Below are 17,469 nucleotides of genomic sequence, written 5' to 3' on the forward strand. Positions count from 1 at the left end.
GAATAATTTAGTAGCGCTAACTTCAAATCAGCCGGGATTTGTCCCTTTACTGATTAACGGGCGACCACTGAAATCAATTAATCAATTCTACAACAAACGCAAGGCACAACTACAATCTCAATTAAAAGGAAACCGCTCCTCCTCATCACGTCTTGGGCGCCTAACTCGTTGCCGCCATCAAAAAGTGGATAATTACTTGCACCACACCAGTCGGCAGATAGTCAATCTGCTCGCCTCACAAAAGATAGGGACGCTAGTAATTGGCAAAAACTTGCGATGGAAAAACGAGATTAATTTAGGCAAGAGAACAAATCAAAACTTGGTCAGTATTCCTCATGCTCGACTAATTGAAATGTTGAAATACAAAGCTGAATTGATGGGAATTAAGGTAATAGAGCTAGAGGAATCCTATACTTCCAAATCGAATTTTCTGAATTTAGATCCAATTCCTGTCTACGGGAATCTTGGCGCCCAGGATACCAAATTTAGTGGAAAGCGAATTAAGAGAGGATTGTATAGAACATCGGAGGGTCGATTAATTAATGCCGATGTTAACGGAGCTTATAATATTTTGAGAAAAGCAATCCCAAATGCCTTCAGCGATGGGATACGTCGTGGGCGTAGCTCAGCCGAGGCGGGTCAATCCGCTCGAAGTGAAAGCGAAAGGGGAGGGACTTGAAGCCTCCCATGTCATGTAATAGATGACTATACTTTTACAAATCAGACTATTCATTACTCCAATCCTCTTCCTTCTAAGTAGAGGTCGCTCTTAAACTGTCAAGCGGTCAACTGTCAACTGTCCCAGGTCAACTGTTGAAAGCTTGCAGGGTGCACTTGGAGCAGAAGGAAGAAGAGTTTAGCGCTCGAACGCCCTGAAGTCAAAAGCAAGAGATCCCATGGGGAAGTACAACGCGAAAAGTTCGCAACCGTCGGGCGGGGTTGCTATATATAAAAATTAAAATAAGATTAGTTAAGCAATACTTCGGACAGTTTTAGATCTAGTCGAGCCTCCGAAACCCTTACTGACTATATGCTGGACTATTTTTTCAATGTTTAAGTTCAGCCCTAAGTTTCAGAAAATGCGTAAAAAATGGCAGGGCTTACTCGCTCTCGGCTTACACGGCCGTTAAAAAACTGTCCGAAGCAAAAAGGGGTTGAATTTACAGAGTACGCGATCGACGGAGATGGAGCAGCACGCGATCGCATGACCGATCGAGCCAACGGAGGCCGCAGCCTCCCCCAGATATTCATTAACGACCAACACATAGGCGGCTGCGACGAAATGCACGCACTAGATGCTCAAGGCCTACTAGATCCGTTGCTAGCAAAATAAGGCATTTCCCGTTGCATTTTGAATTTGCCTAAATTTTCATTCGACCAATTTTTAATTGTAACTGACCATGAAATTTGCATTCATCATCGATCCGCTCGATCGACTAATTCCAGGACATGATACCAGCGTAGCGCTGATGGAGGCAGCTCAAGAATTGGGTCACGAAGTGTGGGCGACTCAAGCCAACGAATTAAGCATCATCGGCGGCAAAACCTGGGCAATGTTGACTAGAGTAGCCCTCACCCCAGTCAAACAAGTAGAAGGGCGCTGGGAGGCGGCTGAGGCTTGGTATCAGGTGGAACAGCCTGCATTGGGCCCACTCGAAGCAATGGACGCAGTATTTATGCGTACCGATCCCCCAGTCAACGTTCCCTACCTTTACACGACTTATCTTCTAGACGGCATCGATCCCGCTAAAACTTTGGTAGTTAACAGTCCCAAAGGATTGCGAGCGGCTAATGAAAAGATGTATGCTTTGCAATTTGAGGGAGCGATCCCCGAAACAATTGTTTCTCAAAACAAGCAGGTAATTCGCCAATTTGTGGAGAAAAAGGGAGCGGCAGTTCTTAAACCATTGGGAGGCAAAGCTGGCGAGGGGATTTTGTTCTTGGAACCGGGCGATCGCAATCTCAACTCCATGGTTGAAATTAGCACTCAACAAGGCAAAATTCCAGTGATGGTGCAGACTTATCTGCCCGAAGCAAAAGACGGAGATAAACGAATCATCCTCTTGAACGGCAAGCCCATCGGCGCAGTCAATCGCATTCCCACCGGCAATGAATTCCGAGGCAACATGGCTGTCGGTGGCCGAGTCGCAAAAACAGAAATTACCGATCGCGAACATCAAATTTGCGCTCAGTTAGCACCTGTGCTGCAACGAGACGGACTGTACTTTGTCGGCATTGATATCATTGGCGGTTATCTCACCGAAGTTAATGTCACCAGCCCTACAGGAATCAGAGAAATCGATTTGTTTGATGAGGTGAGTTTGGGCAAACAAGTAATTGAATGGACTGTCTCGCAGGTAGGAACTAGACGCTAAAATCTAATAACCCAGAATTACTCATCGGTCAATTATTTTTTTTGAAAAATAACAAAAAAAATCGCCTTTTTTTTAGGGTAAAAAGCTTGACTTTGAGAATTTGAAGAGGTATCATGTAATAATGGGAGTGGTGACAAAATTTAAATTTAAGTCACCACTCCCATTATTAAATAATAATATCCCGATCGTCCCAAAAAATCAATAGGTAATAGCTACTTTTTTAGGACAAATTTTTTAACAAAATCACAAAAAACTCAGTGTATTCAACAATATTGTCAGAAGTTCATATCTGGGCCAGCTTGTCTAGGAGCAGAAAACATTGCACTCCGAAGCTTTCCTATCTTAAAATTATCTGCGTTAATCTGCCTTCAATCTGCGGTTGACTTCTCAATCAAAGACTGAATCCCCAATCCCAATCCCCAATTATTAAATCATGTCAAAAATTGGCGTTGCAGTAGTCGGTACAGGTTTCGGTCAAAAAGTGCACCTGCCCGGATTCGAGACCCACCACCGGACAGAGGTTGTGGCTGTCTATCACCGAAATTTAGACTCATCTCAGGCGATCGCCACCGCCCACAACATCCCCTACGCTTGCAACTCGATCGCAGATATAGTAGCGATCCCAGAAGTAGCGGGCGTCAGCATTTCCACGCCGCCATTTTTGCATTTTGAAATGGCAAAAACAGTCCTAGAAGCAGGCAAACATTTATTATTAGAAAAACCGACAGCCCTGACAGCTAATGAAGCCCGGGAACTTTACCGATTAGCGAATCGCGAATCTCAAACCCAAGCAATTGCCACCATGGACTTTGAGTTTAGGTTCATTCCCGCATGGCAAATGCTAGCAGAATTATTAGCAGCAGGATATGTAGGAGAAAAGCGTTTAATTAAAATTGATTGGTTGGTGCCCGGCCGCGCTGATGCTACTCGCCCTTGGAATTGGTACGCACAAAAAGAGCGAGGCGGCGGAGTTTTGGGCGCGACAGGTTCCCACGTTTTTGATTATATTAGCTGGCTGTTCGGCCCCGTGCAGAGGCTTTCTGGGCAATTGATTACAGGAATTTCGGCGCGGCCCGATCCGAACGATTCGGGAAATTTAAAACCTGTTGATGCCGATGATTCTTGTACGTTGATGTTGGAATTGGCCGGGGGAACGCCTTGTCAAGTTTGTTTGAGTTCGGTTACTTATCAAGGGCGGGGACATTGGGTCGAAATTTACGGCAGTCAGGGTACTTTGGTTTTGGGAAGCGACAATCAGCAGGATTACGTCCACGGATTTCGCTTGTGGGGTTCCCAAGCTGGAGAACCTTTAGCTGAAATTAAGATTCCTCAGAGATTGGAGTTTCCTCAAGTTTATCCAGACGGGAGAATTGCACCGTTTATTCGAGTAGTAGACAGGTGGGTTGAAGCAATTGATGCGGGGAAATCTTTGATACCGTCGCTCAAAGAAGGAGTTTACTCGCAGTTGTTGATGGATTTGACCCAGGAGTCAAATGCTACGGGAACTTGGGTGGATGTACCGAATTTAGATAAATTTTTGGGCGGTAGATAAGATTAAAAATTTACCTGAAAGAATTGGTTTAAAGCCGGAACCCTTGTAGGGAGAAATTAAAAGAAGGCTATTGATTACTCCAATCCTCGGACTTCCAGGTAGAGGTCGCCCTCAAACAGTCAACTGTCAACTGTCAACTGAATGAAAAAGCAATGTCGCCCACTCGATCGCACCCCAAACCCGATAAACTACTAATAGAGAAACTCGATCAATCCCTATATCCAGATTCGGTAGTTGTGAATGGCGCGCCCTGAAAGTCCTTGCCTCAGTATAGCGATCGCTCGCCTGAGAACCGCTGGGGCAAACCATTTTGCCACTTGGGTTCTACAAGCTCCCTATCCCAGCGGGTACGTTCACCACGACTGTATGTGGCCGCTGGCCCTGTCCCAATCTTGGAAAGCTTGGCAGGAAATGTTTTCCCCGTCAGGGACAATTCACGAATTGCCCCTAAATCCTGATGGCAGTTTCGTCTCGCCGGAAAACAACCAGAATCTACTGACAGAAACTGAAAAACGAACTGCTCAATCCCTACAAATCCCTCCTATTATCCGCTCTGTGCCGCTCCACCTCAGTCAAGGGGGGTTGGTGGAGAGGGGCGAGCAGAATCCGCTACCGCCACCTCCTAGCTACAGCAGTCGCCTGATGCAGCATTTGGGGATCGATCTTTGGCAGTGGCTGTTTGAAGGGCCGATTCAGGGCAGTCTCCAGGAAAGTAAAGGTATCGCGATCGGGCAAAATCTACCCCTGCGAGTCCGCATAGACTTGCGCGAACCGTATTTGATTGCCCTACCTTGGGAAATTATGCAGCCTCAAGCCGGTCAACCGGCTATTTCTCTGTCGCAGCAACTGCTTTTCAGCCGCACTACCAGCAATGTTGAGCCTTTACCGCCCCTGCGTCCTGCCGATTCCCTCAGCATTTTGCTCGTTTTGGGACAAGCAGAACCTGGCCGCGGTGCTAATTCTGAATTTTCCAGGGGCAATAATCGTCATTTGCAGTTGGAAGCAGAAGCAGTCGCCCTAGCTGGGGTTCTGGAAAATGCTTTTCAAACCGACGACAGCGGTAAATATTTCGACATCAGCGTTCCGACTCGCGTCGATACTCTGATCGAACCTACTCCGGCGGAACTAATTTCTCGGCTGGAAACTCAAGCTTATAACATTCTGTTTTACGCCGGCCACGGGATACCTGGCCCTGACGGTGGCTTACTGTTTTTGGGGCCGGACACGGCGATTAACGGTACTGAATTGGCTCAGGTTTTGGTTCGATGCCGCGTGACGCTGGCAGTGTTTAATGCCTGCTGGGGAGCTCAGCCGGCGGTGGAGAGGCTGCATTCAAATAACGGCCAGCAACAGGCGATCGCCCGCAGCAGTTTGGCTGAGGTGCTGATCCATCACGGGGTGCCGGCGGTGTTGGGGATGCGGGACTCGATCGCCGATCGCGAGGCCCTGAGTTTTATCCAAACTTTTGCCCAAGCTTTGGCAGGACGAATGTCGATCGATCGCGCCGTCGCCGTCGCCAGACAGCAGCTACTGACACTGTACAAGTTCAATCAACCGGCTTGGACGTTGCCCGTACTGTATATGCACCCAGAGTTTGACGGTCAACTGACTGAACCGGTAGATGACCTGAAAACTGAATTGCCTTTGAATTCTTCTACTTGGCTGGGACGTTTGCCGTCTTGTGCTTACTTGCGGGGGCGCGATCGACCAAATGTCAAATCTAGCGAATCTGGCAATCAGGTTTGGCCGATTACCGCTGGTATGGTTCGAGTCGGACGCTGGGAAGAAAACGACGTAGTGATTCGAGAACAGTGGGTTTCTCAAAAACACGCGGAGATTTTCTGTCGCAACAGCATCGGCGATCGCGGGGGCGAACCTAGCTACTTCCTGCGCGATTTTTCCCGCTACGGGACTCTAGTTTTGGGTACAGACGGATGGGTGAGAGTTCACCACCAAGAACTGCTGCTGCAATCGGGTACTCAGCTAAAATTTGGCAGTTCTCAAGGTCAGATTTTTGAGTTCACTATTGAGGTTCCAAAAACTTCGGGCTACAGTGAGACTGATTGCGGAACTAATTAAGGTGCGGGTGTAGCTAATGAAGGCAATCGGCGATCGGGACACCAAAGTTCTCGACGCCCGTGTCTCAAGTCTGAAGTTAAAACAGTTACTCACCACTGGCAACTAGCACTTGGCAGAGTCCACCTTCTGTATTTTACTTGAACTACTTAGGTATTACATCATGGCTACCCAATCTCCTGATTCTCAATATTTTCGCGACTCACAAACTCAGGCGCAGATGGAACTTCTCACCACAATAGTTCAGACTGATGTTGCTTATCCTTGGAATCCCGCACAGCTTGAATCAGAATCTTATTTAACCGATCTAGAGCAAGAATTTGCCCTGTTTGATTCCTTCAGCGACAGCGATATAGCGGAGAAGTCGCAAGTTTTATTCGGACAACTAGAACAAATTTGGCTGGCGACTTCTCTACAAAAGTCTTTGCGCGAAAAATTTGCTCGGGTTCCTCAAGATTTTCTAGCCTGCATCGCTCAAAGCGTCCAAAACGCAACTGTTAAGTATCAATCTTTAGCTGACCAAATGGTTGAGTGCGTGTTAGATATTTTGCCTCAGTGGGCTGAGGAAGATTTGCAGGTGTTGGCGCGTCCTTTGGCTTATGCGATGCGAGAGGCTGATTCGTCCGCAGTGGAAGTGGTGATGGAGACTAGAAGACCTTGGGCCCAATTGTCGGAAATAGAACAGGCGAGAGTTGGTTTGGCTGTCGCCCGCTATGCAATCTCGCAATTAGAAATTTCTGATTAGTTTTTGACGGCTAGTTTTTTAGGCTGCGATCGCGGTAATTTTTTAAATTAATATAAAATCAATCTACCTTTAGTTAGATGTCACATTCGTCTAATTATTAGCCCCTAGGGATTGCTATCTCAAACGATAGCAATCCTATTTGATTTGTAGACATGATATTTTTTGGTTGAAATAACTGCAAAAAGTCGAAGAAGGCTGGCAGTAAACAGGAAAAACCATCAGAAATGGGGCAAAAAATTTGGTTTATAGGGCAATACGGTTTACTTAACACTATTTATGCGCCGGAGATCCCCCTCGCATCCCCCTTAAAAAGGGGAGTAGGGGTTGACTTTGAGAGCATTCTTGTCCCACCCCCTACTCCCCTTTTTTAACGGGGGTTAGGGGCGATCTGTCTTAAGTGAACAGTATTGGTTTATAGGGAGGCACGTTTGTAGTGTGAACTTTAGTCCGCAGAATTTTATGAGCACGTGCATTCCGAAAATCCAACCAGGTTTGTAGTTGTGCGATCGCACACAATCTCAAGAAGCTCTTGCTATACTTTGCCTGGACTGGATATTGCTGAGCAGTTTGCCACTAAGCAGCGAGTGAACTATCATCGGAACCTCCGAGAAACCCCGTCGCTTTTAGCGCGGGGAGGGATAGGAGGCGAGTGAGGAGTCTCACCCCAACCGAAACCGACAATCGTTAGGTATCGGTAGGGAGAGGTGAGCGACGAATGAGCAATAAATCTATGCATGGCAAAAATAACTTGTTGTTGGTTAACTTTCGCTATATAATGGTGATATCAGCGAAAGCAATGTTTATGTACTCTACTCAGAAAAACCAACTACGCGACCTTGACAAAGCCGAATTCTTGGCGCTCAGAGAGTTGTGCAGGCTGAGTAAGAACCTCTACAATGTGGGTCTTTACACCGTTCGCCAATACTTTTTTGAAGAACGTAAACACTTGCGCTATGAGTCGGCTGTGCGATCTGTGCAAAGAGAATGAGAACTACCAAGCCCTCAATACAGACATTGCACAGCAAACATTGAAGGTGGTAGATCGAACCTTTAACAGCTTTTTTGGACTGATTAATGCGGTTAAATCTGGCACTTATCAACAGAAGGTAAGACTTCCTCACTACCAGCCCAAAGATGGGTATTTCGTGTTAATAATCCCTCGGATTAAAGTCAAAGATGGAAAGTTTAAAGTACCGATGTCCTATGCTTTTAAAAAGGAATTTGGAGATATAGTAATTAACTTTCCACAACGACTCGACCCCGCTCAGCTCAAAGAGGTTCGGATTCACCCTAAATACGATGCTCGATTCTTCGAGGTTGAGTATATCTCTAAAAGGGCAAATGAACCCTCCGAAACGATTGCTGGTAGTTCTCTGGCGATCGATCTTGGATTGGACAATCTGGCAACTTGTGTTGACACCAATGGGGCATCCTTTATTGTGGATGGTCGCAAACTTAAATCTATTAACCAGTGGTTCAACAAGGAAAATGCTAGACTGCAATCTATCAAAGATCGACAGAAGATAGAAAAACTGACCGAGCGTCAGGCTCGGCTGTATATCAATCGTAGCAACCAAATCAGGGATTACCTGAATAAAGCTGCAAGACTCATAATCGACCATTGCGTTAATACTAAAATTGAATGCTTGATTGTCGGATTCAACCTTGGGATGAAGCAAGATATCAATCTTGGTCGTCGCACCAATCAAAACTTTGTCCAGATTCCCTTTTATACCCTGAGAAATAAACTTAGAACTCTCTGTGAGCGATATGGGTTGAAATACAAGGAGCAGGAAGAATCTTACACATCTAAATCCAGTTTGTTGGATGGCGATGAGTTGCCCCTCTACAATGCCGATCGGCCAGCTACTTACCAGTTTTCGGGTAAGCGAGTTAAGCGTGGATTGTATCGGAGTAAAGAAGGACATTTGATTAATGCTGACGCACAAGGCGCGGCCAATATCGGACGTAAAAGTAAGCAGAATGGTTTTACCGGACTGTCTAGAGGCTGCGAGAGCCCAGCCGTTACGAATGAAAGTCTACTGAGGCTTGATTTTCTTAAGAATCCCCGTCCGTTTTACGGCGGGGAGTGTCAAAAAATTGTCAGAATGTTAAAAAATGTAAATATCGTCAGTGGGGTGTGTCGGAATTTTCAACGGGATTAAAAAGTGAACAGCAGGAAACCTTGACAGTTGCAGATACGATCGGGAATTGCAAATTTTATGAGAAATTCAAGATGTGACCTTCAAGACTTGAAACGCCGCTTTTTTAGGTGGATTTCGCACGTACAGATGGCAACGCTAGTCGTGTTGGGGGTAGTTGCTTTCGCAGGTGCGATCGCCGCAGCCTGGTTTAGCGGTGAAGGTACAGTCAGCGGTATTTTTGCCACAATCAATACTTGGCAGCAAAACCCGCCTGTGTGGCTGCAAGTACCTGCTGCGAGCAAGATGTATTTGTTAGTGCCGACTTTCGCCCTCGTCTCGGTTGCTTTAGCTACCATTAAAATTTCGCCTCAACCACAGAAATGGTCGCGGGCTGTGGTAGTTGGCATAGTTTTGGCTTTAACCATTCGCTACGTTTTGTGGCGATCGCTAGTTACCCTAAATTTAAGCGATCCCCTCAACGGTATCTTTAGTTTGGGACTGTTTTTCCTAGAAATGCTGATGGTTGTCAGCAGCAGCATTCAAATGTATTTAATGCTGAGTATGAAAGACAGGCATCGAGAAGCCGATCGCATGGCTGTTGCAGTTGCAGAGGGAAACTTTGCCCCGTCCGCAGACATTTTCATCCCAACTTACAACGAACCAATTTTTATTTTGAGGCGCACAGTCATCGGCTGTCAAGCTTTAGATTATCCTAACAAACAAGTATATTTGCTTGACGATACAAAGCGCCCTGAAATCCAATTGCTAGCCAAAGAACTGGGATGCAAGTATATAACTAGACCAGATAACAGTCACGCCAAAGCTGGTAACATCAACCACGCCACAAGCCTAACAAATGGAGAACTCATTGTAGTTTTTGATGCCGACTTCATTCCCACTAAAAACTTTTTAACAAGAACAGTTGGCTTTTTTCAAAATCCAGAAATCGCCCTCGTGCAAACACCGCAAAGCTTTTACAACCACGATCCCATTGCCCGAAATTTAGGTTTAGAAAATGTGCTGGTGCCAGAAGAAGAAGTATTTTACAGGCAAATTGAAATCATCAAAGATAGTGCAGATAGCGTAGTTTGTGCTGGCACGTCTTTTGTAATGAGGCGCAGCGCGCTACAAACAGTGGGAGGCTTTGTCACAAATTCAATCTGCGAAGATTATTTTACCGGAATTCGGTTGTCAGCCACCGGGTATCGTTTAGTTTACTTAGATGAAAAATTGAGTGCTGGTTTGGCGGCTGAAAATATAGAAGCCCATCTAACTCAAAGATTGCGCTGGGCGCGAGGCACCCTTCAGGCATTTTTTATTGATTCCAATCCTTTAACGATTCGCGGTCTCAGATTCGTACAAAGGCTGTGTCACCTGGAAGGATTGCTGCACTGGTTTACCAGTTTAAGCAGGATTGTGTTTCTGTTGATGCCTTTAGCTTATGCGTTTCTTGGGGTACTTCCTTTGCGGACAAATGCGCGGGAATTGGTCTACTTTTTCCTGCCTTACTATTTGGTGCAAGTTACTGTGTTTTCTTGGCTGAACCGCAAATCGCGATCGGCTTTGCTATCAGATGTTTACTCGTTCGTCCAGTGTATTCCTTTGGCGGTGACGGTGGTGAGTGCCATGCTCAATCCCTTTCAGAAAGGGTTTAATGTGACGCCAAAAGGAATTGCGACCGATCGCTTTAGTTTTAACTGGAATTTGGGATGGCCTTTGATTTTATTGTTCGCAGCTACAGCATTCGGTTTGTTCCATAATTTAAACATTCATTTAGTTAAAAATATGGGCAGTTGGCAGGGAATATCAGCAAGTGCTGATTCGTTAAAAGGTGTGAGTGCGGGCTGGATTTGGAGCGCTTACAACCTGCTGATGCTGGGAATTGCGCTGCTAATTTTGGTGGATATTCCTAAGCCGGATATATACGAATGGTTCAATTTGCACAGGGTGGTGCAGTTGAATGTGGGCGGTCAAAGTTTTTGGGGAATAACTACTGTAATTTCAGAAAGTGGCGCTGAAGTTGCTCTGACTGAACGGCCGAGTTTTGCGGTCAAAGGTAAAGGGAGCAAACAGAGTTTTACCGCAGCAGAGATGTTACCCAAATATGCCGCTGAGACAAGTTTATCGCAGGGTAAAATCAGAGCGATAGCTCGCAGCGTAGCAGTCAAAGCGAGGATATCCGTAGCGCCGCCTGTGATGGAGTTGGACACCGAAGCTCGTTTTGGCAACTGTTTGATTGATTGCGACTCGGCGACTCTGGAAATTATGGAAGAGAAATGTTTGATTCCTGTGGCTAAGATTGAGTTGGTTAGCGAGAAATCTCACTTGGAGTCGAATTTTCGGGATGCAGCAGGGTGCAGTGTTGCGGAATTTCCGACTGTGCGAATTGCGTTCGATCGCCTAAACATGAGCCAACACCGCTGTTTGATCGAAATGCTGTACTGTCGCCCCGGCCAGTGGAAGCGCCAGGAAACGCCCGGAGAATGGCACTCGCTGTGGCTGTTGTTGAGAATTGCTTTGAAACCGAGGGCTATTTTTGAGAGAAACAGGCCGGTTAGGGCGATCGCAGTTTCGCAAGTTTAGATTTCCGATCAAACCCGGTAGCATCGGAATTAATATTACCTTAAATCAGGACACGGCACTGCCGTGTACCTACCCCGATCGATTGTCTGAAAACGGCATTCCGATATCCGCCCTATCATTTTTCCACAGCCAAAATTGATTGACAGAATATAAATGTTTTGATAACATAAAGTTAGTTATATTTCAATACCGTTGACTTAAGAACACCCTGGGTAAAACCCTATGAACAATAGATACGAAGATTGCTTCGTTCCTCTCTTCGGACTATCTTAAGTAAACCGTATTGAGTTATTTTTCTAAAATTTTCCTAACCTATGAAACTCAAGTCATCTTTGTTTTATAAAGCGGTTTTAGTGACAAATTTGCTCCTAGCATCTGTCACTACTTTCGGTATCGTTGCTCAAGCCCAGACAAGTAGCTCCACTAAAAATTATAAAGGTGTATGTAGTTTTTACGGACAAAATCAACGACAGGCACAAACAATCGGCTGCTCAGTCAAGCAGAGTCTCACCCAAATTACAATTACCTGGGAGGATGGATTCATAACTAATGTGGTGTCTTCAGAAGACGGTGTTTGGCAATCAATGCCATCTCGCTCGCTCGCCGGAGTTACATTTTATACTACTGGAAAAGTATCTAGGGTCGAAATTTACGAAGGCCCCGGGAAAGGTATTCTTGTTGTCAATCCTCTTTGAAGTAAGACCCAAAAAACCCAGTTTCTTTTATTATGAAACAGGCTTTCCGGCCTGTTCATAAAAGGCAAAGAGCTCATAAGCCAGATATCGGCACAAATTCATAACCGTAACTGGTGCGATTTCCGGGTTTAACAATTACTAATTGAACTGCTCGATTGCGATCGCCCGAAGGTAAAAAGCGAATCGGCCCCGATGCTCCTGTTGCCGAAAAATCCGACGCAGATAAAGCTTGTTGAATGCCTGTGCGAGTCGGATTGCGCCCTAATCCGACAATTAGCGCGATCGCCGCATCGTAAGCTAAAGCTGTGCGCCAACTGACTTCAGCATTCCAAAGTTGTTTCGAGGTTTGGGGAAAGTTTGACTGCGGATCTGCGAGAATGTGCCAAGGAACTGCCAACACCATATCTGTGGCTCCTGCGCCACCAATTTGCAGTGTTTTAGCACTATAAGCGCCGTCTCCTGCTAGTAATGGCAGCCGTTTGGCGTTGACTTGCACTACTTGCAAAGCTTGGTCGATAGTCGCCGAATTGGACGCTAACATCATGACTTCTGCTCCCTGGGCGATCGCACTTTTAACGCTTTCGGCAGCATTAAAATTCCCCTTAGCAAAGTCAAATTCCGATACGATTTGTCCGCCATCTCCGTAAACAGCAGTAGTAAATTCATCTTTTAAAGATTTGCTGTAACTGCTGGCAGAATTAAAAAATATAGCAACTTTTTGCTTTGGCAATTTTGTCAGCATATAGCGGGAAAGAGCATTCGCAGCAAATCGATCGCTCGGGACTGTCCGAAATATATTGCTGCCAACTCCTGAAAGCTGCACAGAGGTACTTGTCGGAGAAATTGCTACTAATTGATTTTGCTGGTAAATCTTGCTCGCTGCTAGGGTGGTGTCCGAACCAAAATGCCCGATTACTCCTAAAATTTCTGAGTTATTGGCGATCGCACTGGCAATTTGCGAGGCAATCTCTGGGTTGTTGTCGTCGTTAGCAATTAGCACTTTTAAGGGAGTCCCGTTAATGCCGCCCTTTTGGTTGATTTCATTTTGAGCTTGAGCGACTCCCCGCAGAATTTCTTGAGCAGCATTGATATCGGTGCCAATGGGAACCGCTGCGGCAATTGTGTAGGATTTTTGATTGCCGATACGGGCGTTGTTGAGGTAAATTAGTGCTTCGGGATCGTTGCGATTGGTTTGCAGCGAAGCTTGTAAGTCGGAAATAGCCGCGTTGTATTTGCCAGATGCGATCGCCTCTACTGCTGATTCTTTAGTTGTTGTTGCTTTTTCAGAAATTAACAGTTTTTTTCCGGCACTCAGACGCTGCTGAATTTGCTGCTCTGACTGCGATGAATTCCCCGTCGGGGGCTTAGAAAACGTCTGATTTTCGGGTGATAAACCTCCAGGAATGCCGCCGCGGCTTGTCAGCCACCAAATACCTGCACCGGCTAGCCCGATCGTAATTAGGAGTGATAATACCAAAACAGCGGTTTCGTTTTTTTGGGACATGGCTGCACAATTTTAGATTTTAAGTTTTAGATTCAGTCATTAGTGCGAGCGTCCCCGCTCGCGAACGTTATTAGTGCGAGCGTCCCCGCTCGCGAACGTTATTAGTGCGAGCGTCCCCGCTCGCGAACGTTATTAGTATTAGTGCGAGCGTCCCCGCTCGCGAACGTTATTAGTCATCAGGAAGAAGGAAGAGGGAAGAAGGCTATAACGGCTATAACGGTTACGCGATCGGGTAAAAAGAAGGAAGAGGGAAGGAAGAGGGAAAAGGCAGGAGGCAGAAAAACCAATCTAATTATATTTTGACATTTTTTTAATAATCTTAGATAGTCATAGAGGCACGGGTACCGAGCAACGCGGTTTGATGGACGAAAATACATAGGTTGCAGCCAGCCGAAATAGTAAAAAAACTAAGGTGATGAGGCCTTGTCCGTGCGATCGCCAACGGCTATGATTATTTAACCAGAATCCATCGAAAAATACCAAAAACCAGGCTGAGGGTTTTCTGCTGTATCCACTGTGACTTTCAAAAAGTGTGAGGAGCTAAACACTTTTGAATGCTGGATATCACACTTTTTTATTAACAAGCTATTTCTTAATTATATCTTTATTTTTTAACAAAAACCCGACAGTGCGGGAGTTGTCAACCATCACGGATGGTGCTGAAAGATTAAAGTTTTTTGAAGTTTAGCAAAAATCCTGAAATCTTTTGTAATATAAACAGGAAAGTTGAAAAAAATCTAAAGACAAACTAATTGCATAAAAGTGTCGCTAAGGTAGTAAAGATGACGGTTTCTTAGAGAAAAAGAGTGTTAAGCTCGGCTAAGCTCAGCCCAAGCAAAACCGCAATATTTAATTAAGCTCGATCGATAACAAAGGCTAAGGTAAAGTTCATGGCAAACTCAGTTTTAAAGGGGCCAAACGCAGCAGCAGGAGTGCAGTGGCAGCCAAAAGATATTATCCGCGGCCTAGTGTGGAAAATTGCGATCGCAACCTGGCTGTTAATGGCAGTAGGCAGCGCCACGCGCGTGATGAATGCGGGGCTCGCTTGCCCGGACTGGCCGCTGTGCTACGGTCAATTAATACCCGCAGCGCAAATGAATTTGCAGGTATTTCTGGAGTGGTTTCACCGTTTGGATGCAGCAGCAATTGGCTTAAGTGCGATCGCCCTTTTAGCACTTTCTGTCTTCTACCGCAGCCGCCTGCCGACTTGGCTGCCCCTCGCCAGCGCCGGCGCAGTATTTTTAATAGTTTTTCAAGGCATATTGGGCGGCCTCACCGTGACGCAACTGCTGCGATTTGACATCGTTACCGCTCACTTGGGAACGGCTTTACTGTTTTTTTGCGCCCTGCTAGCGATCGGTTTTATGCTGACTCCTTACGAAGCTACAGGCAATACAGGCAAATTAGCATGGGTAAGTTCGATCGCAGCACTGCTAGTTTATCTCCAAAGTCTGCTAGGAGCATTAGTCGGCTCTAGATGGGCGCTGCATCAATGTTTTGGTTCCTCAGAATTGTGTTCGGTAATGAACAGCCACATCGCCGGTATCGTACCAGCTACCGCAGCAACTTTAGCAGTATCAGTGATGGCTTGGCGGCAACCAGCACTCCATTCAAACTTGCGAAAATTAGGGAATTTAGCGAGTCTTTGTCTGATTGCTCAATTAGTTTTGGGATTGGCAACTTTCCGGCTGCACCTTCAGGTAGAACCGCTGACAGTCGCCCACCAAGCAGTCGGCGCAGCATTGCTGGGAACCCTGCTAGCTTTTAGTGTTTTGTCGTGGCGCGATCGGGTTTTATCAGCTTGAAAGTCAGATCGTGTCCGGTAGCATCGTTGTTCTATGATGCAAAATCTTGTAGGGGCGGGTTCACCATTATTCTCGATAAAAGCCAACAGTTTCATAAACCCGCCCCGCCCATACAAGCATGAATCAACCGGACATGATAGACAAGGCAGATTTATCTATTCCTTGAGCAACAGGTGCCTGATTTATCCCTCGGTGGGGGCGGGTTTATCAATCTTTTCACCTACAACAAATATCTCTTGTAAACCCGCCCCTTGTATCTACGAAGCAATGACAACTGACAACTAACAAGTAACAACTAACAATTAATAACCGATGCAAGAAGTTCTTACAAACAATAGCCCTCGCCTCCACGAAAACTTTTCGCAAGTGGTGAAAAGTTACTACCAACTTACAAAACCGAGAATTATTTTACTGCTGCTAATCACCACATCAGCCGGAATGTGGATGGCCGCCAAAGGAGAAGTCGATCCGCTATTACTGGTATCAACTATTACCGGAGGCGCTTTAGCTTCCGCGTCGGCGAATACGATTAATTGCGTCTACGACAGCGACATTGACTATATCATGGAGCGCACGCGGTGGCGGCCGATTCCTTCCGGGCGTGTCAAGAAACGGGATGCTTTGATATTTGCGATCGCCCTAGCGACAATCTCCTTTACATTACTGACAGTTGTCGCCAACTTATTAGCCGCCTTGCTAGCAATGTCCGGCATCGTTTTCTACGTCCTAATTTACACTCACTGGCTGAAGCGCCACAGCGTCCAAAACATCGTCATCGGGGGTGCAGCAGGGGCGATTCCCCCGCTAGTTGGGTGGGCTGCGGTGACGGGAGATTTGAGTTGGGGTGCGTGGCTGCTGTTTGGGATTATCTTCCTGTGGACACCGCCGCATTTTTGGGCATTAGCAATGATGATTCGCGACGAATACGAGGGAGTAGGGGTACCGATGTTGCCAGTAATTGAGGGCGACGAAGAGACAGCGCGCCAAATTTGGATTTACACGTTATTGATGCTTCCTGCAACTTTGCTGCTGGTGTATCCGTTGAATTTAGCGGGGCCAGTGTATGCCGGTACTGCGATTTTCCTCGGTGCGATTTTTGCCCAAAAGGCTTGGTTGCTGTTGCAGACTCCAGAAGATAAGAAGGTTGCGCGATCGCTCTTTAAATACTCTATTCTGTATCTGATGCTATTGTGCGCTGGAATCGTAGTTGATAGTTTACCTGCGACTCACAACTTTACTACTGCTGTTGTTCACAATGTGCACACTTTAATTAGTGCCGTGGTGATGTAGTAATAAGTTAAATTGCCATTATTAAAATGAAGCCCGCATCTTGCGGGTTTTGTTTATGGTAAAATAACAGTAGTCATTCTCCCATCTGCGTTCATCAGCGTTTATTTGCTTTGATCTGCGGTAAAAAAAGAACGCTCGAAAATCGCTACAATTAAGCTATTAAATTTGCCTGCAATACTATGATTGCCATCCCCTCTGGATTTAGCCCCGAAGAGTATCTTTCCCTGGAACATGACAATACAGTCCGCCATGAATATCNNNTTATCCCGATGCCTTTGTGACGTGCGATCCGCGCGATCGGAGCGATCGCTATGTGAAGCGCTATCCTAAGTTGATTGCTGAGGTGCTGTCTCCTTCGACTAAAAAGTTTGATCGCACTGATAAGTTTGAGGATTATCAACAGTTGGAGTCCTTGGAAGAGTATGTTTTAATCTCGCAGGATGAGATGCGAGTAGAGTGTCGCCGTCGGGTGAAAGACGGGACTGGGGAACGTTGGGAAACGGTGGTTTATGGTGCGGGCGATATCGTGATGTTACAGAGTATTGAGCTTGAAGTTGCGATCGCAGAATTATATCGCGGTGTGAGTTTCGATCGATAAATGAAGTAAACTATAGACAAAGGTTTCAAATTTGAAAGTTTTGAAGAAATATGCTAAATATAAAATTAAAAGTGGAGGAAAGTTTTGATGACTGAGAATGCC

At 45.9% G+C, this 17,469-nt stretch carries 12 protein-coding genes and 1 pseudogene; 12 read left to right on the forward strand and 1 reads right to left on the reverse strand.

Annotated features, from left to right (window positions below):
- The 9 genes and pseudogenes from JGK20_RS26185 to JGK20_RS26225 form a co-directional block, all read left to right on the forward strand.
- Positions 1-698: pseudogene (locus JGK20_RS26185) on the forward strand (transposase); the annotation flags it as partial.
- Positions 699-1,090: 392 nt separating this feature from the next.
- The gene (locus tag JGK20_RS26190; RefSeq protein ID WP_293232657.1) at positions 1,091-1,333 is read left to right on the forward strand and encodes a glutaredoxin domain-containing protein; all 243 of its coding nucleotides are present in this window, start codon (positions 1,091-1,093) and stop codon (positions 1,331-1,333) included.
- Positions 1,334-1,400: 67 nt separating this feature from the next.
- Entirely contained in the window at positions 1,401-2,375 is a 975-nt protein-coding gene (gene gshB / locus JGK20_RS26195) for a glutathione synthase (protein WP_293185840.1), read from the forward strand.
- Between the two features lie 433 nt (positions 2,376-2,808).
- Complete coding sequence (locus tag JGK20_RS26200; protein WP_293185842.1) at positions 2,809-3,927, forward strand: Gfo/Idh/MocA family oxidoreductase; 1,119 nt, start codon at positions 2,809-2,811, stop codon at positions 3,925-3,927.
- Positions 3,928-4,167: 240 nt separating this feature from the next.
- Entirely contained in the window at positions 4,168-6,006 is a 1,839-nt protein-coding gene (locus JGK20_RS26205; RefSeq protein WP_293185844.1) for a CHAT domain-containing protein, read from the forward strand.
- Between the two features lie 160 nt (positions 6,007-6,166).
- Positions 6,167-6,748: a hypothetical protein gene (locus tag JGK20_RS26210; RefSeq protein ID WP_293147937.1), complete on the forward strand. Its 582-nt coding sequence runs from the start codon at positions 6,167-6,169 to the stop codon at positions 6,746-6,748.
- Positions 6,749-7,677: 929 nt separating this feature from the next.
- Positions 7,678-8,913 (forward strand): transposase, encoded by a 1,236-nt coding sequence (locus JGK20_RS26215; protein ID WP_293185846.1) that lies wholly within the window; start codon positions 7,678-7,680, stop codon positions 8,911-8,913.
- A gap of 57 nt (positions 8,914-8,970) precedes the next feature.
- Positions 8,971-11,475 carry a cellulose synthase catalytic subunit gene (locus JGK20_RS26220; protein WP_293185848.1) on the forward strand — a complete coding sequence of 835 codons (2,505 nt, stop codon included), beginning with the start codon at positions 8,971-8,973 and terminating at the stop codon, positions 11,473-11,475.
- Between the two features lie 314 nt (positions 11,476-11,789).
- The gene (locus tag JGK20_RS26225; RefSeq protein WP_293214020.1) at positions 11,790-12,170 is read left to right on the forward strand and encodes a hypothetical protein; all 381 of its coding nucleotides are present in this window, start codon (positions 11,790-11,792) and stop codon (positions 12,168-12,170) included.
- 73 nt (positions 12,171-12,243) lie between these two features.
- Here the strand turns inward: JGK20_RS26225 and JGK20_RS26230 are convergent, their stop codons facing one another.
- Entirely contained in the window at positions 12,244-13,674 is a 1,431-nt protein-coding gene (locus tag JGK20_RS26230; protein WP_293198645.1) for an ABC transporter substrate-binding protein, read from the reverse strand.
- An 890-nt stretch (positions 13,675-14,564) separates the two neighbouring features.
- Here JGK20_RS26230 and JGK20_RS26235 point away from each other — a divergent pair.
- From JGK20_RS26235 to JGK20_RS26245, 3 genes are all read left to right on the forward strand, one after another.
- Positions 14,565-15,479, forward strand: a complete 915-nt coding sequence (locus JGK20_RS26235) for a heme A synthase (protein WP_293185853.1) — start codon at positions 14,565-14,567, stop codon at positions 15,477-15,479.
- 312 nt (positions 15,480-15,791) lie between these two features.
- Entirely contained in the window at positions 15,792-16,769 is a 978-nt protein-coding gene (locus JGK20_RS26240; protein WP_293185855.1) for a heme o synthase, read from the forward strand.
- A gap of 277 nt (positions 16,770-17,046) precedes the next feature.
- Positions 17,047-17,367: a Uma2 family endonuclease gene (locus JGK20_RS26245; protein WP_366039494.1), complete on the forward strand. Its 321-nt coding sequence runs from the start codon at positions 17,047-17,049 to the stop codon at positions 17,365-17,367.
- Positions 17,368-17,469 lie beyond the last annotated feature (102 nt).

It is taken from the genome of Microcoleus sp. PH2017_05_CCC_O_A (assembly GCF_020738785.1).
Taxonomy (GTDB): domain Bacteria; phylum Cyanobacteriota; class Cyanobacteriia; order Cyanobacteriales; family Microcoleaceae; genus Microcoleus.